The organism is Pseudomonas sp. 29 (assembly GCF_002754355.1).
GTDB lineage: Bacteria > Pseudomonadota > Gammaproteobacteria > Pseudomonadales > Pseudomonadaceae > Aquipseudomonas > Aquipseudomonas neuropathica.
Map to the genome: position 1 here is coordinate 5,800,893 of NZ_PEEY01000001.1, position 18,085 is coordinate 5,818,977.

An 18,085-nucleotide genomic window follows, 5' to 3' on the forward strand; every position below is an offset into this window, starting at 1 on the left:
TCATGGACGTCACCGCAATTCCCGAAGGATTCACCCCGTTTACTCGCAGCAGCCCGTTGCTCGATTTGCTTGGCCCGATCTACGCGAGGGGCAGCGGGTTGCAACTGGAACTGGGCTTATTGACGGACTCACGCCACGCCAATGGTCGGGGCACCTTGCATGGCGGCGTATTGGCGACGTTGGCCGATGTCGGCATGGGTTACGCCATGGCCTTTTCCAGCGATCCTCCGCAGCCATTGATCACGGCCAGCATGACCCTGGATTATCTTGGCTCGGTGAAAATGAATGAGTGGCTGGAAGTGCGTCTTGAGTATTCAAAAAAGGGGCGCCAACTGGCGTTTGCTGCTGTCAGTCTGCATGTTGGCGAGCGCACGGTTGCGCGGGCCAGTGCGGTGTTTGCGGTGCCAGCGAGTTGAAAGTGCACGGCCATCAAGGCGTCGGGAGGGAGTGCAACGTTCGTACCCTGCTCAAGGGTTGCCGTCGCACTCCGCTTAGTGAAAGTCTCGGCTATTAACTGCCATCCTCGCAAATCGCTTTTAGTCCAAGGATGGTGGTTGGAGTGCTTCCAATCTGTGTTTGCGTGGCGATAACCATATTCGCGTTTGAGTCACCTACCAGATGGTAAGGCTTGTTATTACAAGCCTTTGCGGCTTTCTGGTTTATGTTCTCCAGCATGCCTTCTCTTGAATTGAATATGCTGCCATGGCTGGTGATCATATATTCACCCGGCCCGAGCTTATCGACGGCCGTAAAGGTGCAGCCACTCACGAGCAAGATTACGCATCCGGCTGACATTATTTTTTTCAAAAGTACTACCTCAGATAAAACGAACAACGATCACGGGTGATGTGCCGCACGGCGTTCGTGCGGCATTCAGCAATAGCGCAGCACTCAAATTACGGCATGGAGATCTTGTAGTCCGCGAGCTTGGCCTTGTGCTCTTCCATCACATACTTCTTGTCGACGATCTGCGAGAACTTCGTGAAATCGGCCTTGGCGTCAGCCCTGTCTCCCAAGTGGTCGTACGCAATCCCGCGCGCGTAATAACCCCAGGCATAGTCCGGCTGGCGCTGAAGGCCGGTGCTGAATGCTTCAGCGGCCTCTCGGTACTGACCCAGGTCTGTCAGTGCGAGGCCCAGATGATAGTAGGTCGGCATATGGAAGCCGGAACCCTTTCCGGCTTCTCCCAACTCGTTATCAAGGTTGTACTGCACCAGTTCAAGGGCTTTCTTCGGGTTGCCAGCGTCGCGATACATGGCGCTCAAATCGAGGTTGGCGCGCGGATCAGGCTTGCCTGCCAGTTGCATGGATTTCTCCTTGGCGGCCACGGCTTCGGGAAAGCGCTTGAGGTTGCTGTAGGTCTCGGCCTGAACCGCATAAACCAAACTTTGAAACGAGACAGTAAGTGTATTTTCCTTCAGGCACAGGTCACCTTCCTGCAGTGCCAGAGGGTAGCTTTGGGCTTTGTACGCCTTGAACTGATTACCACAGTGGGCAAGGTTGGCTCTTTGCGGATTCTGCATCCCGGCACAGCCGGTGAGAATGACGGAACAGGCGATCAGTGCAGGCCAGCGAAAATTCATGATAAGCATTCCGGTCAGTCGAGCAGATGAGCATTGAGGTCAGGGCGATAGACCTGCAAAAGCGGCGCGGTCACGGTGCCTTGCAGCGAGCAGAACACAGTGGTGTGCCCTGCGAGTGGCGGTGCCTTGTCGCCTGTGTCGACCATCAATACGCGGTCCACGAAACCAAACGGCGTGGCGACTCCAGGTCCGGTCAGCCCCTCGGTGCGCCACTGGCCGATCGGGTCACCGACGCGGCGGATTTCGGCACGGGCAATGGCGTTGCCCTGACTGACAAAGCGTGCGTTGTCGACGATAAGCGGCTTGAGTTTTGTGGCCACTTCTTGTGGAGATCCATCGGCTACGAAACCCCAGAACAGGAAATTGCCGACGCTCTTGATAGTTTCGGCCTGGTTGTAATAGCCGATCATACGGACACCGTTGACGATCAGCGGATGTTCGAACTCCTGGTATGTGCCACCTTCCTGCAATGGACTCATGATCGTCGGCGCCTTGACCGAGCCATAATCACTCAGGCGCAAGGTCCCGGCTGGCAGGTGTGCATCGCGCAGGCTTTCAAAAAATCGCGCATCGCACCGAGAGAACTCAGTCAGCAGTTGTTCGGGCGTATTGACGGTCTGGGCCTGGGCAGCGCTGGTAGCCGTGACGGCGAGCAAGGCAACGCCGAAAAAAACTGAGCGAAACATTGAAGTCTTCCATGAGATAGGAACGAAAGCTTTCGGCAGATGGGTCGCAAACTTTAGCGCTCCAGTCCGACAGCAGTCGCTCCCCCTTCAGCCCCGCATCCTCAAGCCTGATCCATCGCCGCCGCCACGCCCTGTTCCTCACCCAGAAACCCACCACTCTGATGCTGCCAGAGTCGCGCATAAATGCCGTTTCTGTTGAGCAACTCAGTGTGCGTCCCCTGTTCGATAATCCGCCCCTCATCCATGACTATCAGTCGATCCATCGCCGCAATCGTCGACAGCCTATGAGCAATGGCGATCACGGTTTTGCCCTGCATCATTTCATCGAGGCTTTCCTGAATGGCCACTTCGACTTCCGAGTCCAGCGCACTGGTGGCTTCGTCGAGCAGCAGGATCGGCGCGTTCTTGAGCATCACTCGGGCAATGGCGATGCGTTGGCGCTGGCCGCCGGAGAGCTTGATGCCGCGCTCGCCGACCAGGGTGTCGTAGCCGCTGTGGCCTTGCTTGTCGCTGAGTTGGCTGATGAAACCGTCGGCTTGCGCATTGGCGGCGGCGCGGCGGATGTCTTCGTCGGTGGCGTCCGGGCGGCCGTAGGCGATGTTGTCGCGTATCGAGCGGTGCAGCAGCGACGTGTCCTGGGTGACCATGCCGATTGCGCTGCGCAGACTGTCCTGCGTTACGTGCGCGATGTTTTGCCCGTCGATGCGGATCTCACCGCTGTCGACATCGTAAAAGCGCAGCAGCAGATTGATCAGCGTCGATTTGCCCGCGCCGGAGCGGCCGACCAGGCCGATTTTTTCGCCGGGGCGGATGTGCAGGCTCAAGTTGTCGAGGACCTGGCGTTCGCCGTTGTAGTTGAAATTCACCTTGTCAAAAGACACCGCGCCGCCAGCCGGCACCAGCACGCCGGCGTTCGGCGCATCCTGCACTTTGGGGCCACGGGTGAGGGTGGCCATGCCGTCCTGCACGGTGCCGATGTTTTCGAACAGCGACGTCATCTGCCACATGATCCAGTGCGACATGCCGTTGATGCGCAGCGCCATGGCGGTGATCGCCGCGACGGCGCCGGTGCCGACCTGACCCAGATGCCACAGCCACAGGGCATAGCCGCCGGCACCGATAATCAGCCCGACCACCAGCGTCTGATTGACGATCTCGAACTGGCTGACCAGACGCATCTGGCGAAAACCGGTGAGTTTGAAATCTTCCATCGCTGCACGGGCGAAGTGCGCTTCGCGTTTGGAGTGCGAGAACAGTTTCACCGTAGTGATGTTGGTGTAAGCGTCGGCAATGCGCCCGGTCATCGATGATCGAGCATCGGCCTGTTCCTGGCCGACCTTCCCCAGGCGCGGCACGAAGTACAGCATGGCCAGCCCGAACAACGCGAGCCAGGCAATGAACGGCAGCATCAGTTTCAGCGCAAAGCCGCCAGCCAGGGCGATGATCGCGATGAAGTAAACGCCGATGCCCGGTGCGATTTCGATCAGCGTGAACAAGACTTCGCGCACGGCCAGCGCGGTCTGCATGACCTTGGTCGTGACCCGTCCGGAGAACTCATCGGAGAAGAACGAAAGGCTTTGCCGCAGCATCAGCCGATGGAAATCCCAGCGCAGCCGCAGCGGCAAATTGATCGCCAATACCTGGTGCTGAACCATGGTGCGCAACGCCACCAGCCCGATGCTGATGAACAACACAATGCCGATGCCCCACAGCACGCGACTTTCCTGCGCATTGACACCGCCACCGGCCTGCCAAGTCGAGAGCAGATCGACGACCTGGCCAAGAAAGGAAAACAGCCAGGCTTCATAGATCGACACGCCGGCACTCAGCAGCGCCAACGCGAGGATGTAACCGCGTGCGCCGCGCGTGCAGGCCCACAGGAACCGCATCAGGCCGACCGGCGGGGGTGGTGTTTCGTCGGGAGGAAATGGGTCGAGCCGTTGTTCAAACACGCGCAGCATTGTGGTCTCCGAAATCATCAGGGTCAGGGGATTCTGCCATTGAATGGCGGTGTTGCGGGTTTGCATGTCACTGACTTGTCCCCACCAAGCGTTATCGCCCGGGATCACTGCGGTGCATAACCCCAAGGATTCCGGGTACATGCCGATCAGCTAAGCTGTCTGCTCAGACGACTTGAGCAGTGCACGATGCAGCGAACAAATCCGGTTTCATGTTGGGAGTCGATGGGCAAAGGAAATGTTTAATTTCTTTTTGACGTTTTTGTTCGTGTTGATCCCCACGGCGTCGCTTTCACTCGACAGTTACCTGCGTTACCGAGTCGCCAGAAACAAACCGGTGAGCAACGTCTGGAAGGGCTGTAATCATTTGCTTTCCATTCTGCTGCTCATGCAGTTGCTGGGTTTGGCGCTGTACTTCTTCTACATCGCCTGAGTGCGGCGATTGTCGGCCTTCAAGGGAGAGGAAACCTATGCCTGAAAACCGGCGCCTATCGATGTGCAAGTACTTCACGCCTGACCTGCAACGCAATCACAGCAAAGCCTTTGCCAGTGCCGCGCTCGGAAGCCGAATAGTTCTGATGCGCCGAGACATCCTCCCATTGGCTTACGAAATCAACGTGTTGATGATCGCTGTCGGTGTCAATTTGAAACGCTATGAACCGTTCCGCTTGCTCGAGGATCAAGCCATACAGGCGTGGCATTCCGGGAAAGTCGACTTCAAGATCGAGTACGACGGTTTCTGACCAATCAACACCTTGGCGCTCACCGAAACGTGCCAAGGCCTCGGGAATATTGGTATCACGCCAGAATCGAGCGGTTTCCGTCAGGCGATGGGCAGTCACCGCATTCTGTTCCTGCACATTGAGTTGCCGCTTCTTGAGCAGACGATCTATTTCCATATTGCGCCCCCAGTATTGCTCACGCCCAAAAGCTCCCTTTTTGGATTCGTCGCTGATGCCAGCGTCCGGTGTAGCGACTAACGCGCCCCTGCGAACGTGGCGTCCATGGCCGAGCGGTCATAGTCAAGCAGGTATTGATTGTGCCGCTCGTACAGTTGCGAAAGTAGCGGTGCATTAGGGCCGACGACATCCATGCCTCTGTCGTCGTAGGGAAAAACCATGACCTGTTTCGGCAGATTGAACAGATACACATCACAGTGGGGATTGGGCTCAATAGCGCCAAAATCTTTAGTCAACGCGCACCAGAGAAATGCCGGAAGACTTGCAATCGATGCTTCGAATGCGATGTTGATCCAGTACTCCGGCTCTTCCTCGCAATACCATTCTTCGGGATCTATCGCCTCGCTCCAGACTGAGCGTTCAGGAGGGAAATCAACGCCTGCAGATCGAAATGCCTGAATCGCGGCCCGATGCTTAAATCCATGGCTGCCTGAGTGAGTTCGCAGACACACGACAAACGTTGCCGCGTCAGAAAAGATATCGCCACAGATCGTTGTCGATTTTCGTAGGGCGGTCAGGAACTGCTCAATGATCCCACCCGTTTCGGAGAGCTCGAAGCGCAGTCCTCCGGGGTAGGAATAGTAAAGCGGCCTGGCGAAGGCATTGCCCTCAAAAATCCTCTCGATTTCTTCTCTTAGGTTCACGTTATCCCTTCGTATTCATGAGCCTGTCTCCTCGGTCAAGGAGCTGTGGACAGATCTTACGTGAACCCCGACCCTTGAGCTAAGCCGGTGAGCCACTCGCTGTGGCGGAGCGCCCTCGAGAATCGAATCGAGGTATTCACCCTCTATTTGGCAACAGTGTTTGTCCCTCCGCCCGATTTTTCCCGCCGCCACCATTCCCTAGCATCGTCCTCAAGCCGCCAGCAATCACGCTGAGTCGGCCCACTCAACGAGACGGTGAGCATCATGAACACAATGAAAATCGCAATGGCGTTACTGCTTGGCAGTCTGGGCGCACAGGCCTATGCGGATTCAGCGCCGACGCAAAACCTGCCGGTCGAAACCTATGGCTACTCGAGCAAACTCGACATCGAGCATGTGATCTCGATCACCGAGCCGGCCAATGAGTGCGCGCCGGTGCCGGTGCAGATGACTTATGAAGACTCCCATGGCGAGCGCCATGTTTTGCAATACCAGGTCATGGGCACCGGCTGCTCGAGTTGATTCACTGCAGAGAAGGGAGGGTCGACACTCCTTGTCTGCTGCGCTCAGTGCTTTCTTGCTCCCGCAATATCTTCGTCCGATGCCAATAATTCCGGGATCGACTGCTTGAGAAAATCCACCCAGGTTCTGGTTTTTGCATCAACGAACTTGCGCGACGGATAGATCGCGAACAGGTTCAACTCCTCCAGCCGGTACTCCGGCAGCACCCGCACCAATGTCCCCGCCCGCAGGCCATCCACGGCCGATGCTATCGGCTGAATGCCGATGCCCATGCCTTTTCTGATCGCGATGGTCATGCCGTCGGCGGTGTTGATATGGAAGGGCGACACGGGAATGGTGATGGTCTCCATGCCTTGCGGCCCCTCGAACGTCCAGTGCTCCACTGGCATCACCGTGTTGACGATGCGTAGGCACTCATGTTCGGCCAAGGCGTCGGGCGAGTGGGGCATGCCGCGTTTTTCCAGGTAGGCCGGCGACGCGCAGAGGATGCTGTAGGTGATGCCCAGCCGTTGCGCGACGAAGCCGGAATCCGGCAGTTCACGGGCCAGTACGATGGACATGTCGTAGCCTTCTTCGAGCAGGTCTGGTACGCGGTTCGTCAGGGTCAGGTCGAACATCACCGTAGGGTGAATCTCGCGATAGCGGGCGATGGCGTCGATCACATAGTGATTGCCGATGGCCGACATCGCGTGGATTTTCAAGCGACCCACGGGCAGGGTTTGTGCGGTGCCGGCCTCTTCGTCGGCCTCGCGGACATCGTCGAGAATGAGCTCGCAGCGTTGCAGATAACGCAGTCCCGCCTCGGTCAGGGCGAGGCGGCGGGTGGTACGGTTGATCAGCCGCGTGTGCAGGCGGGCTTCAAGGGCGGATACGGCTTTGGACACGTTGGTTGTGGTGGTGTCGAGCAGCTCGGCGGCCGCCGTAAAGCTGCCGCTTTGCGCGACGGCGACGAAGAAACGCATGCTCTGGAAAACGTCCATCGTTGTTCCGCCTTATGGTGGGTTGTGTGGAGTTGGTGAGTCGGTGTTCACTTCTAATGGCAGCCCCTCACCCTAACCCTCTCCCGGAGGGAGAGGGGACTGACCGAGGTGTCTTGCGCTGTCCGCCGACCTGAAAGACCTTGGCGATTATGGATTCGGCGCATGAGCGTCCCTCACCCTAACCCTCTCCCGGAGGGAGAGGGGACTGATCGGGATGTCTCGTGTTATCCGCCGACCTGAAAGGCCTTGGCGATTATGGATTCGACAAAGCATTCTGGATGTTCACATCACTTGAACATCCCCCAATCAGGCTCCCTCTCCCTCCGGGAGAGGGCGGGGGGTGAGGGCTACACTCTGCGTCACGCCATAAACTTCAAGACTTACGCCCGGGAATAAACCCCGGCACCCCGGTTTCCACCACCGAATTGAAGCGGATCCGCGTGCTGATGTCTTCCTTGATTTCACGCATCGCCCGCTGCGGCAATGTCGCAACATCAAAATTCTCCTGAATATGCGCTGGCGTCGCCGAGGTCGTCAGAAACGCCGTGCCACGCTGCACCGCCCACGCCAGCGCCACTTGCGCCGGGGTTTTCTGTACATGCCGGGCAATGCCGGTCAGCACGGCGTCCTCCAGCACATTCGGCTGCATCCCGTGACCCAGCGGCGCGAACGCCAGAAGGATGATGCCGTGCTGTTGGCAGAACTCGAGCATTTCCCATTCCGGCAGGTACGGGTGCGACTCGATCTGCACCACGGCCGGTTTGATCCGTGCGTGCGCGACGATTTCTTTCAGCGCTTCCAAAGTAATGTCCGACAAACCGATGGATTTGCAGCGACCCTCATCCACCAGACTTTCCAGCGCCCGCCAGGTGTCGAGCAATGTGATCTCGCCATCGTAGATGACGTGGCCGAATACATCGCGCGGATCCTGATCATCCCCCGCCTGAAAAGCGAACGGCGTGTGGATCAGGTAGCAATCGATGTAGTCGGTTTGCAAGCGTTGGCAACTCGCCTCAAAGGCCGGTTTGACCCGCTCGGGACGGTGGTTGGTGTTCCACAGTTTGGTGGTAATGAACACGTCTTCGCGGCGAATCTGCCCGGCAGCGAACACCTGCTGGAATGCCGCGCCGATCTGCGCCTCGTTGCGGTAGCGCTCAGCGCAGTCAAAGTGGCGGAAACCCACCTCCAACGCGCATTTGACCGCTTCAGTGGTGGTGTGCAAATCGCGGAACAAGGTGCCAAAGCCAACGGCCGGCATCGAGCCTGCACCATTGTTCAGCGGCCAGCGGGTGTCGCGAAGCGCATCGTGAAAGGCTTCGTAAGTCATGGTTTTTCTCCAGTGTCGGTGGTTACAGTGGGTTTTGCTCAGTGCCTGCACGGGCGGCGAGTTTTTGCTTGAAGACGCCGACGGAATTGCCGCCCAGCGCCACGAACAACTGCACGGTGTCGAGATAGCGCGCGGTCTTCGCCTGAATCTGCCCAAGCAGGGCTTGCTCGTACGCGCGCTCGGCTTCGAGCACTTGCAGGACGCTGTTTTCGCCTTGGGCGTAAGCCTGTTGGTTGAGGCGCAAACTGCTGTCGGCGGCGCGCAACGCATCGTCCTGCGCCAGATTTTGTTCGGCGCCGTGATGGATCGCCTGCAAGCTGTCCGCGACCTGGCCGAACGACTCAATCACCGTCTGCTGATAGCGCGCGAGCGAGGCGTTGTAGCCATCGATGGCGGCCTGACGTTCGGCTTTCAGCGTGCCGCCATTGAAAATCGGCGCGGTCAGCCCGGCCGCGAACCCCCATAGTGCGGCGCCGCCATTGCCGGATGCGGCTTGCGCCAGTGACGCCGATAACTCGATGCGCGGATAGAGATTGGCTGTCGCCACCCCCACGGCCGCGCTGGCCATGTGCAGTTCGGCTTCGGCCTGCAAGATATCCGGGCGATTGCGGGCGGTTTCCGAAGGCAGGCTGACCGGCAGCGTCGTCGGCAAGGCAAAGTCGCTGAGGGTGAAATCCGGCGCGTTCCAGTCGGCCGGGCCTTTACCGGCGAGAATCGACAATGCATGCCGCGCCGCATCACGCTGCTGGGCGAGGGGTGGCAGCAGGGTGCGATCCTGCGCCAGCCGCGTTTCCGCCAGCGACACATCAATGCGCGTGGTGCTGCCGCTTTGCTGAGCACGCTGCACCAGATCAAGGTTTTTCGTGTCATTGGTCAGCAGCGTTTGCACCGCCGCGATCTGCGCATTGGCCGAGGCGATCAGCAGCGCCTGCCGGGCCACTTCGCCGGTCAAAGTGAGGTAGGCCGCTTCGTAGCGATGTTTGTGCAAATCGGCCAATGCTTGCTGGCCTTCGACTTCACGTTTGATGCCGCCGAAAGCATCCAGATCGAATGTCACCCGTGGGCCGATGGCGTAGACGTTGGCAACGCTTGGCTTCGGCCCGTTGTGTGTGCGTTGCCGACCGCCCGCTGCCGCAAAATCCACTTGCGGGTACAGCGCGCCTTCTGCTGCTGCAACCGAGGCAGCGGCCTGACGCAGGGTCGCATCGGCGGCGACCAGTTCGAGGTTGCCGTCGATGGCGCGACGCATCAGTTGGTCGAGCTTCGGCGAGCGCAGCGCCGCCCACCAATCGCCGTGAATGCGTTGGCCCATGTCAAACCGCTGAGCACCGGTCGACTGCTCGGCTTGCTCATCATAGTGCTCAGACGAGCCGGCGGCGGGGCGCTGGAAATCCGGGCCGACGGTGCAGGCCGAGAGCATCAAAGTAAAGGCCAATACGCTGAAGGCGCTGGGAATTGCAGAACGAGTGAAGCGCGTAGACGTTTTCATTTTGCAGACTCCACAAAGATCAGTTGGCTGCAGCCGGTTTGCGCAGCAACAGCACCAGCGGGCTCACCACGAGCATCGCCAGCATCAAAATCTTGAACTGGCCCATGACCGCGACGAACGCAGCCTGATGGGTCACCAGGTGGTTCAGACCTTCCAGCGCCGATAACGAGGTCGGCAGCGCCGTTCGATAGGGCGTCAACTGGCTGACCAGCGCGACGTGCATGGCTTGGGTGTTGTTGAAGAAAAAAATCTGCACCACCGCCACTCCGAGGGTGCTGCCATAGACGCGCAGCAGGTTGAACAGGCCGGTGGCTTCCGCGCGCAATGCCGGATTGAGCGTGCTGAACGCGACTTTGCTCAGCGCCGGCATCAGCACGCCGAGGCCGACGCCTTGAAGGAATCCGCTCCACGCCACGGGCGTCCAGTCCATCAGCGGCGAGTAGCCGAGCATCAGCCAATTGGCGTAGACCACCAGCGCGATACCGGCGGTGATAAACAACCGTGTGTCGATCCAGCCCGGCGCACGGCCGATCAGCAGGAACGCGCCGACCAGGCCGATGCCGCGCGGGATGGTCAGGAACCCGGTGGTGTCCGGCGGGTAGCCCATGATTTCGTCGAGCATCGGCGAGGTCAGCGCCATGGTCGACAGCAGCACAAAACCGAGGGCGAAGAACATCACCGTCGACAGCACGAAGTTGCGATCGCGCAGCAACGCCTTGCTGACGAAGTGCACTTTGGCCGTCCACCGATGCACGATGAACAGGTACAACCCGAGCGCGCAGGCCAGCGCTTCGATGCAGATTTCCAGCGAGTCGAACCAGTTCAGGCGCTCGCCACGGTCAAGGAGCATTTGCAGACCGATCATGCCGACGGTGAACGTGCCGAAGCCGAAGAAATCATAGGGCGGACGCTGCTCGGCTTTTTTCTCGGCGAGCAGCAACGCCACCGTCATGAAGATGTACGCGATCAGCGGCAGGCTCAGGTAAAACATCGGCCGCCAGTCGAGGTACTCGCAGATCAGGCCGCCAATGCTCGGCCCGCTGACGATGCCGAACAACACTAGCGCCGTCCATTTCGCGCCGAACGCAGGACGCTTTTCTGCCGGCAGCGTTTCCAGTGCAATTGCCATCGACAGCGGCGCCAATACGCCACTGGCCAGACCTTGCAGAATGCGCGCGGAGATGAATTCCAGCGGCGTACTCGCTAACGTGCTGAGCCACAGACCGAGGGCAAACAGCACCAGGGCAATCTGATAAACCCGCTTCAAGCCGAAGGCGGCGGCGAGCCACTGAGCGATCGGCAAGGTGATCGCGCTGGCAGCCAGATAAGCCGTGAAAATCCACCCGGCCTGATCGTCGGTCATCGACAGGCTGCCTTGTATCAGACGCAGTGCGGCATTGGGCAACGGCAGATTCATCGATTGCAGATAGGTCGCCAGCAGCGCCACAAAGCGCAATGCGCGCAGATCGACCAAGTTGTTGCGGGTAATGGCGTTCATCACGAATTACCCCGCGCTGAGCAACGACTTGAATGGATACCACCACGGCGTGCGGTGGCCGGTGTCGACTTCAACCGTGGCACTGGTGCCAGAGAACAGCGGCATGGCCGGATCGGCGTCGTCAAGTTCGAGGCGCACTGGCACCCGCTGCACGACTTTGACCCAGTTGCCGGTCGCGTTTTCCGGCGGCAGCAGGGCGAAGTCCGCGCCAGCGCCGGGGCTCATGCTGATCACGTGGGCCTTAAAGGGGCGATTGGGGTAGGTATCGAGCGTGATCGTCGCCGTCTGACCGGGGCGCATATGGGTGAGCTGGGTTTCGCGGAAGTTGGCTTCGATCCAGGTCTCGTGATCGGAAATCAATGCGAACGCCGCGCTGCCGTTGCTGACGTAATTGCCCACTTGTAAGTCGTCGACCTTGGCCACGATGCCGTCGGCCGGTGCGGTCACTGTGGCGTAGGACAGATAGAGCTGCGCTTCGTCGAGCTGCGCCTTGGCTTCGCGCACGGTTGGATGTCGGTCGATGGCGATGTCGGGATCACCACTGAGGGCGACTACGGTGCTGGCGATCTGTTGCTCGATCGAAGCGATGCGTTGGCGCGAGACTTTCTGGTCGGTGTCGGCGCGCTCATAGGCCGCCCGCGAGACGAACTCGGTGGCGACCAGCGCTTTTTTGCGGGCGAATTCTTTCTGATCGTAGTCCGCCGACGCACGGGCCGATTGCAGTTCGGCTTGTTGCTGGCGATAGCTGGCCTTGAGGCCGTCGATGCGCAGGCGAGCATTGCCTAACTGGGCTTCGGCGCGGTCGACTGCAATCTGCAACGGTTGCGGGTCGAGGCGAAACAGCACCTGGCCTTTGCGCACGGGTTGGTTGTCGTTCACGGCAATCTCGACCACTTGCCCGGACACCCGCGCATTGATCGATGCCTTGGCCACGCGGGCATAGGCGTTGTCGGTGGAAACGAAAGGCTCGTTCGCCCGGTATTGGCTGTAGCCGATGACCGCGAACAGCGCGGGCACGCCTGCCATCAGCAATGGCCGCAGTCTTTGCTTGAGCGGTTTTTTTGGTGGTGTGTCCGTCAGATCGCCGATTGGCTGGGCGCTGGCATGTGCTGCGGTGAGATCAATTGGCTGGGTCATGATCTGCTCTATCCAAAATGCTGAAGCGCAAACGGGACATCGGGCCGACCGGGGCAATCGCCTGTGGCCGCGACGTGATTAATGGCTGCGAAAACTCAAATCCGTGCGCGGTGGGGGAGGATCGCTCCTAACCGCTGTTCGTCGTTGCAGCAGCCAATTCGAGCTGCGCCATAACGAAGGTGCTAACCAAGGAATTTCTGGTTCCTTAATTTTGTGCGATGGTGTAAGAATATGAGCGACTTCTTATCCTTGCAAGGAATTTGTACGACATGGCACAAAATAAACCGACAGAAGGAAAAGGCCGCGGTCGTCCTCGTGCGTATGACCCGCACACGGCGCTGCAACAGGCACTTGGCGTGTTCTGGAACACGGGTTATTCCGGCGCGTCGCTGGACAGCATCGCCACAGCCGCCGGCATGAACCGGCCAAGCCTGTACGCTGCGTTCGGCGATAAACACGCGCTCTATATCAAGGCTCTGGATCAATACTGGGACACCGCGCACGCCGCCATGCAGGCCGCGTTGACCGATAACAGCCTGACCCTGGTGCAGGCACTGACCAGCTTCTATGAAGGGCAATTGGCGATTTATTTCTCGGGCGACGGCCAGCCTCGCGGTTGCTTTGCCATCGGTACGGCGACCACCGAAGCGGTCGAAGACCCGGAAATCCGCAATGTGCTATCGGCACGCCTCAGCCAGTTGGATGCTGATCTGGAAGCACGTTTGCAAACGGCAATCGATGCTGGCGAACTGAAAGCCGATAGCGATTTGTCCGCGCTGGCGGTTATCGCGTCTTCGCTGCTGCACAGCATTTCAATCCGCGCGCGGGCGGGCAAATCCCGTGAAGAACTGACCGCGATTGTGCGCAACGCCGTCAGCATGATTTGCGGCTGAGCGCGCTCATGAACGCGCTCGAAGACATTCTCGCGGAAGATTTGTCAGTGGTCTTTTGCGGGATCAATCCCGGTCTGCTGGCGGCGGAGCAGGGACATCATTTCGCCGGGCGCAGCAATCGGTTCTGGCGCACGCTGCAGCTGGCCGGATTCACTGCCGAAGAAATACGCCCGGAAGACGACCGCTTGATTTTGCAATATCAGTGCGGATTGACCGCCGTGGTCGCCCGGCCTACCGCGCGGGCGGATCAAGTGTCGGCGCAGGAGTTTGTCGCCGCTGCGGCTGATTTCGAAGCGAAGATGGCCCGCTACAAACCACGGCATGTGGCGTTTCTTGGCAAAGCGGCTTACGCAGGGCTCTCCGGGAAAAAAGCCATTGCCTGGGGCCTTCAGCCGGAAACTTTCGGCGGTGCGGCGGTTTGGGTCCTGCCCAATCCCAGCGGGCGCAATCTGGCATTTTCTCTAGAACAACTGGTCATGGCCTATCGGCAGTTGTACCAAGCCACAGCGCTTCAAAGCGCTTGAGTGTCGGCCTCGATGCGCGCCGAAATCCACTTCCGACTGTAGGCCAGAACGCCCTGAGCGATGGCCGTGGGGAAGTGGATAAAACCGTGAGGCGAGGAGGGCAGCAGGTACATTTCGACCGGCGCCGATTGCGCCCAGCGTTTGGCGATGTCGAGGGTGTCGTCGCGCAGCGGATCGAGCTCACCGGCAAACAGCAGCGCAGGCGGGAAACCGCTGAAGTCGCCGTACAGCGGTGATAACGGTGGCTGGCGGCGTTGTTCGTCAGTCAGTTCCGGGGTCAGCAAGCGCAGCGCCTCGACCATGCCCGGGCCGTCCAGCACCAGCGTATCCGCCGGCGCGCTGCGTACGCTTGGGGTTCCGGTCAGATCGTAGACGCCGTAATACAGCAACGCGCCGCTGATGCGTTGCAGCAATTCCGGCCATTGCTTGAGCGCCAGCAACGTCGCCGCCGCCAGATGACCGCCCGCCGATTCACCGACCACCACGACGGGCAGACCGGCAAATTCGGCATCACTCAAGACCCCGCGAGTCGCGTTGAGGCAGTCCTCCAGCAGACCTTCAATCGGCGTCGAAACCGCTAATCGATAATCGACCGAGACCACCGTCACCTGGCAGGTGTTGACGATGGCGATGTTGAAATTGTCGTCCATCTGCGCATTGCCGATCACCCAGCCGCCGCCGTGGAAATCCAGCACCACGCCTTTCGCCGGACCTTTGGGGCGGATGATCCGCACCGGCACGTTACCCAGCATCTTCTGCTCAGCCGTCAGACCATGCTCGCGCAACTTCCTCGCACCGCCGACCTGACTGACGCGCAACAGCGCCTGAATCAAACGCGGCGTCAGGCGGTTGCGGATCTTGAACCGCGGCAGCCAGGCGAGTTTGCGGTTGAAGGCACGCACCTGCGCCAACTCGCGCTCGCCCTGCGCCCACGGTGCTGCAGTACCCCAATTGGCATTGGTCATCAGCGGTTCTTGATCAGGATGGAGAAATTCAGCGCGGCGGCAACGCACAGCCACGCCAGATAAGGAAACAGGATCAAGCCAGTGATCAGGTCCAGTTGTATCGCCAGCACCACCATCGCCGCGACCACCAGCCACAACACGGTGAGAATCACCATCGCCGCCAACACCTGATGCGCGCCGAAGAACACCGGCGTCCACAGCGTGTTCAGCGCAATCTGCGCCGCCCACAGCGCCAGCACAGTCTGGCTGCCAGGGATCAGGCTCAAACGGTAACCGGCCCAGGCCAGCAGCAGATAGATAAGCGTCCAGGCCACGGGGAACGCCCAATTGGGCGGGGTGAAACCGGGTTTGTTCAGCCCTTCGTACCACGGCCCTGGTTTGAACATCACGCCGGTGGCTGCCGCCGCAGCGCAGGCCAGAAGAAAAATGAAAAAGGTCATCGCCAGTCCTTGGCTGAAATCAGCCGGTTGGGGGTTTAAGAAAGGGACGCCTCGGCAAGGAAAAAGTTTGCCATGAATTCCAGATTGGCCAGAGAGGCGATTCAATTTGAACTAAAAACTGACCGTCGCGTCAGGATGATCAGTGCCTTTTCCTACTGACGTGGATGACATCATGTACACCTATCACATCAAATATCTATTCAATGGCGAGCCTCGGACTTTTCTGCTTGAACTCAAGGAGCAGCAGTTGGCCAAGCACGAGGCCGCGATGCATCTACTGGAACTGCATTTGGGCGATGCGGAAAACGGTTTGATCATGCCTACAGCGGATTCAACGCCCGAGCAGATTCTTGAACATGCCGAGCGAGTAGGGATTACGCGCATCAAGGTTGTCAGCCAGACCAATTGAAGCGTGAGGCAAATATTGGCAAGGGCGGCGATTCATCGCATGCTGCGCGCGCACTTCACTGTACGCCCGGAGGACACGCCTTGCCGACCCTGAGCCGCGCTGATCTTGCTTACGTTTTGCAAATTCTGGAGCAAGACACGATTCACGACTTGAGCCTTATTTGTCAGGCTGTGCAGATGAATCCTCGCGACCTGTTGAATCAAGTCGCGATTGCCATGGCCGATCAGTTCCTTAGCGGTGTACGCGACTTTCACGCGTGCGACGAGGTGATGAATCTGTTGTTCGGCGATATCGTCAACCTCGGCATGGATGCCGAAATGCCCGAGCCGGCTTTTTCCATCTACCTGGCGTTTGATTCCGGAGAGCATAGGCACACCGGTGATGACGAGGAGGTCGTACCGTGGGAAAAATGGACGCGACCTGAGCTCGTGCAGATTCTTGATCGGCTGGCGGGTGGCTTGTCCGGGGCTCGTCGATAGTTACACGCTTTCTAGCGCTGGATGGTCGACAAGCACGTTTGCCCGCTCTTGATAGAACCGCAAGAATTCCTCCGCGGGCATCGCTTTGCCAAACAGCCAGCCCTGACCAAACTGTACGCCCTGACCGCGCAAGTAATCGCGCTGCGCTTCGGTCTCGATACCTTCAGCAACGATCTGCAAACGTAAACTCTTGGCCATTTCGATGATGTGGCCGGTCACGGTGCCGGTCGCGGCATCCTGATCGATATTGTCGACAAACGACTTGTCGATCTTCAGCACGTCCAGCGGCAGTTGCTGCAAATGCTGCAGGCTAGAAAACCCGGTGCCGAAATCATCGATAGCCGCCAGATAACCCAGCTCACGGGCGCGATTGACGGTGGCGCGGGCAGCATCAATCTCAACGAAGCCGCGCTCGGTGGCCTCCAGCCAGATCTGCTTTTGTTGCACGTCGGCGCGGCGTAACGCAGCGTCGAGTATCGGCAGAAAGCGGCCGCTGCTGACGTCTTTCGCCGCCAGGTTGATTGCCACGTGCAGACTGCGTTCCTTGACCAGCAGCGGACCGAGGTCGTCCATCACGTGGTCAATCACTTGATCGGTGATCGGCAGAATCAAACCGCTGTGCTCGGCCAGCGGAATAAACGCATCGGGGCACACCCGCGAGCCATCCGGATGCTGCCAGCGCACCAGTGCCTCAGCGCCAACGCAGGCACCGTCGCTGAGGCGGATGATCGGTTGATAGTGAACAACGAACTCGCGATTGCGCACCGCCAGTTGCAGTTCCGCCAGCGGCGACAGACGTTGCCGGGTGCGGCGCACGATCAGCAACACCAGCACCCCGGCGAGCAAACCACCGATGGGCAACAGCAGTAACTCCCGGCGGATCAAGCCTTGCATCAGCTCATGGCGCGACAGCGCGGCGATGGCGACCCAGTCGCCGCTGTGCACGAGGGTGTAGAGGTAGCCGTCGGCAAGGCCCGAGTGCGGGCCGGAATGTACGCGAGCAAGAAAGTGTTCCGCGCCCGGGCGCGAGGCGCTGACCAGTTGCCCGGCAGCGGTGCCGACGGCCAGGTGCAGATCCTCATCGAGCGTTACATGCAGGAACTGCTGGGGATCGACCAGCACGTTGAACGCCGCATACTGCAGCGCCATCATCGGTTTCGCCGCAACGATGCGCGACTGCACGCCGAGTGAAACGCGCACGCCGTCCGATGTGGTGAAATCCTCGCGCCATGGCGTCGCGTGCTGCCCGACCGGTCCCCAGGAACCACAGGCGTAAATCTCTTCTTCGACGTAGCCGATCGACTTCACCGAGAGGGTGTTGATGGTCAGCAGACGCATCTCGTCGATGCTTTCCGGGGTGCACGGCGCTAGACGCGATCCAGCGATGGATTTCAGTGCACCGGCCGCTTCACTGAAAGTCCCGTGGGCGCGACTAGAGGCGACGGAAGCGAGGGTTTCCAGGCGTTGCTGCGCAGCCACCAGATTCAACATCCAGGCGACGTAACCCATCAAAAGTACCGGAAGCAAGACACACGGAAGGCCCAGGAGAATGCTCCCCCAGACAATGCGTTTTTTGTTCATTTAGCGCCACC

Annotated in this window: 21 protein-coding genes; 7 read left to right on the top strand and 14 right to left on the bottom strand. The window is 59.4% G+C overall.

The window, feature by feature from the left end; genetic code table 11:
• Window positions 1-2: 2 nt before the first annotated feature.
• Complete coding sequence (locus CLU80_RS26985; RefSeq protein WP_099758943.1) at window positions 3-416, top strand: PaaI family thioesterase; 414 nt, start codon at window positions 3-5, stop codon at window positions 414-416.
• 94 nt (window positions 417-510) lie between these two features.
• On the opposite strand, the gene CLU80_RS26990 is transcribed toward CLU80_RS26985, so the two are convergent.
• From CLU80_RS26990 to CLU80_RS27005, 4 genes are all read right to left on the bottom strand, one after another.
• Complete coding sequence (locus tag CLU80_RS26990) at window positions 511-717, bottom strand: hypothetical protein (RefSeq protein ID WP_242207447.1); 207 nt, start codon at window positions 715-717, stop codon at window positions 511-513.
• 179 nt (window positions 718-896) lie between these two features.
• Window positions 897-1,583 (bottom strand): tetratricopeptide repeat protein, encoded by a 687-nt coding sequence (locus CLU80_RS26995; protein WP_242207448.1) that lies wholly within the window; start codon window positions 1,581-1,583, stop codon window positions 897-899.
• A gap of 14 nt (window positions 1,584-1,597) precedes the next feature.
• Entirely contained in the window at window positions 1,598-2,269 is a 672-nt protein-coding gene (locus tag CLU80_RS27000; RefSeq protein ID WP_099758945.1) for a hypothetical protein, read from the bottom strand.
• A 101-nt stretch (window positions 2,270-2,370) separates the two neighbouring features.
• The gene (locus tag CLU80_RS27005; RefSeq protein ID WP_099759417.1) at window positions 2,371-4,230 is read right to left on the bottom strand and encodes an ABC transporter ATP-binding protein; all 1,860 of its coding nucleotides are present in this window, start codon (window positions 4,228-4,230) and stop codon (window positions 2,371-2,373) included.
• A 235-nt stretch (window positions 4,231-4,465) separates the two neighbouring features.
• Between CLU80_RS27005 and CLU80_RS27010 the strand changes: the two genes are divergently transcribed.
• Window positions 4,466-4,660: a hypothetical protein gene (locus CLU80_RS27010; protein ID WP_093433302.1), complete on the top strand. Its 195-nt coding sequence runs from the start codon at window positions 4,466-4,468 to the stop codon at window positions 4,658-4,660.
• A gap of 55 nt (window positions 4,661-4,715) precedes the next feature.
• Here CLU80_RS27010 and CLU80_RS27015 read toward each other — a convergent pair whose 3' ends face one another.
• Window positions 4,716-5,126: a hypothetical protein gene (locus CLU80_RS27015; protein ID WP_093433299.1), complete on the bottom strand. Its 411-nt coding sequence runs from the start codon at window positions 5,124-5,126 to the stop codon at window positions 4,716-4,718.
• A gap of 77 nt (window positions 5,127-5,203) precedes the next feature.
• The gene (locus CLU80_RS27020) at window positions 5,204-5,830 is read right to left on the bottom strand and encodes a DUF3885 domain-containing protein (RefSeq protein ID WP_099758946.1); all 627 of its coding nucleotides are present in this window, start codon (window positions 5,828-5,830) and stop codon (window positions 5,204-5,206) included.
• Window positions 5,831-6,094: 264 nt separating this feature from the next.
• Here CLU80_RS27020 and CLU80_RS27025 point away from each other — a divergent pair, with 264 nt between their 5' ends.
• A complete protein-coding gene (locus tag CLU80_RS27025; protein ID WP_099758947.1) occupies window positions 6,095-6,352 on the top strand; it encodes a DUF2790 domain-containing protein in 258 nt (85 codons plus the stop codon).
• Between the two features lie 44 nt (window positions 6,353-6,396).
• Here CLU80_RS27025 and CLU80_RS27030 read toward each other — a convergent pair whose 3' ends face one another.
• From CLU80_RS27030 to CLU80_RS27050, 5 genes are all read right to left on the bottom strand, one after another.
• On the bottom strand, window positions 6,397-7,332 hold the full coding sequence (locus CLU80_RS27030; RefSeq protein WP_099758948.1) for a LysR family transcriptional regulator: 936 nt from the start codon (window positions 7,330-7,332) through the stop codon (window positions 6,397-6,399).
• Between the two features lie 373 nt (window positions 7,333-7,705).
• Window positions 7,706-8,659, bottom strand: coding sequence for an aldo/keto reductase (locus CLU80_RS27035; RefSeq protein ID WP_099758949.1), 954 nt, complete (start codon window positions 8,657-8,659; stop codon window positions 7,706-7,708).
• Window positions 8,660-8,681: 22 nt separating this feature from the next.
• Window positions 8,682-10,148: an efflux transporter outer membrane subunit gene (locus CLU80_RS27040; RefSeq protein WP_099758950.1), complete on the bottom strand. Its 1,467-nt coding sequence runs from the start codon at window positions 10,146-10,148 to the stop codon at window positions 8,682-8,684.
• 19 nt (window positions 10,149-10,167) lie between these two features.
• Window positions 10,168-11,646, bottom strand: a complete 1,479-nt coding sequence (locus CLU80_RS27045) for a DHA2 family efflux MFS transporter permease subunit (protein WP_099758951.1) — start codon at window positions 11,644-11,646, stop codon at window positions 10,168-10,170.
• A 6-nt stretch (window positions 11,647-11,652) separates the two neighbouring features.
• Complete coding sequence (locus CLU80_RS27050; protein WP_099758952.1) at window positions 11,653-12,783, bottom strand: HlyD family secretion protein; 1,131 nt, start codon at window positions 12,781-12,783, stop codon at window positions 11,653-11,655.
• A 269-nt stretch (window positions 12,784-13,052) separates the two neighbouring features.
• On the opposite strand from CLU80_RS27050, the gene CLU80_RS27055 reads away from it, so the two are divergent.
• Window positions 13,053-13,676 carry a TetR/AcrR family transcriptional regulator gene (locus CLU80_RS27055; protein ID WP_099758953.1) on the top strand — a complete coding sequence of 208 codons (624 nt, stop codon included), beginning with the start codon at window positions 13,053-13,055 and terminating at the stop codon, window positions 13,674-13,676.
• A gap of 8 nt (window positions 13,677-13,684) precedes the next feature.
• Entirely contained in the window at window positions 13,685-14,200 is a 516-nt protein-coding gene (gene mug, locus CLU80_RS27060) for a G/U mismatch-specific DNA glycosylase (RefSeq protein WP_099758954.1), read from the top strand.
• On the opposite strand, the gene CLU80_RS27065 is transcribed toward mug, so the two are convergent.
• On the bottom strand, window positions 14,188-15,165 hold the full coding sequence (locus CLU80_RS27065) for an alpha/beta hydrolase (RefSeq protein ID WP_099758955.1): 978 nt from the start codon (window positions 15,163-15,165) through the stop codon (window positions 14,188-14,190). The two genes, mug and CLU80_RS27065, sit on opposite strands and share 13 nt — an antisense overlap.
• The gene (tspO, locus tag CLU80_RS27070) at window positions 15,165-15,605 is read right to left on the bottom strand and encodes a tryptophan-rich sensory protein TspO (RefSeq protein WP_099758956.1); all 441 of its coding nucleotides are present in this window, start codon (window positions 15,603-15,605) and stop codon (window positions 15,165-15,167) included. Before tspO ends, CLU80_RS27065 begins: the two co-directional genes overlap by 1 nt.
• Window positions 15,606-15,747: 142 nt before the next feature.
• Between tspO and CLU80_RS27075 the strand changes: the two genes are divergently transcribed.
• Window positions 15,748-16,014: a DUF6555 family protein gene (locus tag CLU80_RS27075; RefSeq protein ID WP_099758957.1), complete on the top strand. Its 267-nt coding sequence runs from the start codon at window positions 15,748-15,750 to the stop codon at window positions 16,012-16,014.
• An 80-nt stretch (window positions 16,015-16,094) separates the two neighbouring features.
• Window positions 16,095-16,493 carry a hypothetical protein gene (locus CLU80_RS27080; RefSeq protein WP_099758958.1) on the top strand — a complete coding sequence of 133 codons (399 nt, stop codon included), beginning with the start codon at window positions 16,095-16,097 and terminating at the stop codon, window positions 16,491-16,493.
• Here CLU80_RS27080 and CLU80_RS27085 read toward each other — a convergent pair whose 3' ends face one another.
• Window positions 16,494-18,002, bottom strand: a complete 1,509-nt coding sequence (locus CLU80_RS27085) for an EAL domain-containing protein (RefSeq protein WP_286079790.1) — start codon at window positions 18,000-18,002, stop codon at window positions 16,494-16,496.
• Between the last annotated feature and the right edge of the window lie 83 nt (window positions 18,003-18,085).

Bases quoted from the DNA above. Each gene is read 5' to 3' on its own strand.
- CLU80_RS27000 (WP_099758945.1), bottom strand. From the start codon at position 2,269: ATGTTTCGCTCAGTTTTTTTCGGCGTTGCCTTGCTCGCCGTCACGGCT.
- CLU80_RS27050 (WP_099758952.1), bottom strand. From the start codon at position 12,783: ATGACCCAGCCAATTGATCTCACCGCAGCACATGCCAGCGCCCAGCCA.
- CLU80_RS27025 (WP_099758947.1), top strand. From the start codon at position 6,095: ATGAACACAATGAAAATCGCAATGGCGTTACTGCTTGGCAGTCTGGGC.
- tspO (WP_099758956.1), bottom strand. From the start codon at position 15,605: ATGACCTTTTTCATTTTTCTTCTGGCCTGCGCTGCGGCGGCAGCCACC.
- CLU80_RS27005 (WP_099759417.1), bottom strand. From the start codon at position 4,230: ATGCTGCGCGTGTTTGAACAACGGCTCGACCCATTTCCTCCCGACGAA.
- CLU80_RS27055 (WP_099758953.1), top strand. From the start codon at position 13,053: ATGGCACAAAATAAACCGACAGAAGGAAAAGGCCGCGGTCGTCCTCGT.
- CLU80_RS26990 (WP_242207447.1), bottom strand. From the start codon at position 717: ATGATCACCAGCCATGGCAGCATATTCAATTCAAGAGAAGGCATGCTG.
- CLU80_RS27035 (WP_099758949.1), bottom strand. From the start codon at position 8,659: ATGACTTACGAAGCCTTTCACGATGCGCTTCGCGACACCCGCTGGCCG.
- CLU80_RS27065 (WP_099758955.1), bottom strand. From the start codon at position 15,165: ATGACCAATGCCAATTGGGGTACTGCAGCACCGTGGGCGCAGGGCGAG.
- CLU80_RS27040 (WP_099758950.1), bottom strand. From the start codon at position 10,148: ATGAAAACGTCTACGCGCTTCACTCGTTCTGCAATTCCCAGCGCCTTC.
- CLU80_RS27015 (WP_093433299.1), bottom strand. From the start codon at position 5,126: ATGGAAATAGATCGTCTGCTCAAGAAGCGGCAACTCAATGTGCAGGAA.
- CLU80_RS27045 (WP_099758951.1), bottom strand. From the start codon at position 11,646: ATGAACGCCATTACCCGCAACAACTTGGTCGATCTGCGCGCATTGCGC.
- CLU80_RS27010 (WP_093433302.1), top strand. From the start codon at position 4,466: ATGTTTAATTTCTTTTTGACGTTTTTGTTCGTGTTGATCCCCACGGCG.
- CLU80_RS27030 (WP_099758948.1), bottom strand. From the start codon at position 7,332: ATGGACGTTTTCCAGAGCATGCGTTTCTTCGTCGCCGTCGCGCAAAGC.
- CLU80_RS26985 (WP_099758943.1), top strand. From the start codon at position 3: ATGGACGTCACCGCAATTCCCGAAGGATTCACCCCGTTTACTCGCAGC.
- CLU80_RS27085 (WP_286079790.1), bottom strand. From the start codon at position 18,002: ATGGGTTACGTCGCCTGGATGTTGAATCTGGTGGCTGCGCAGCAACGC.
- CLU80_RS26995 (WP_242207448.1), bottom strand. From the start codon at position 1,583: ATGAATTTTCGCTGGCCTGCACTGATCGCCTGTTCCGTCATTCTCACC.
- mug (WP_099758954.1), top strand. From the start codon at position 13,685: ATGAACGCGCTCGAAGACATTCTCGCGGAAGATTTGTCAGTGGTCTTT.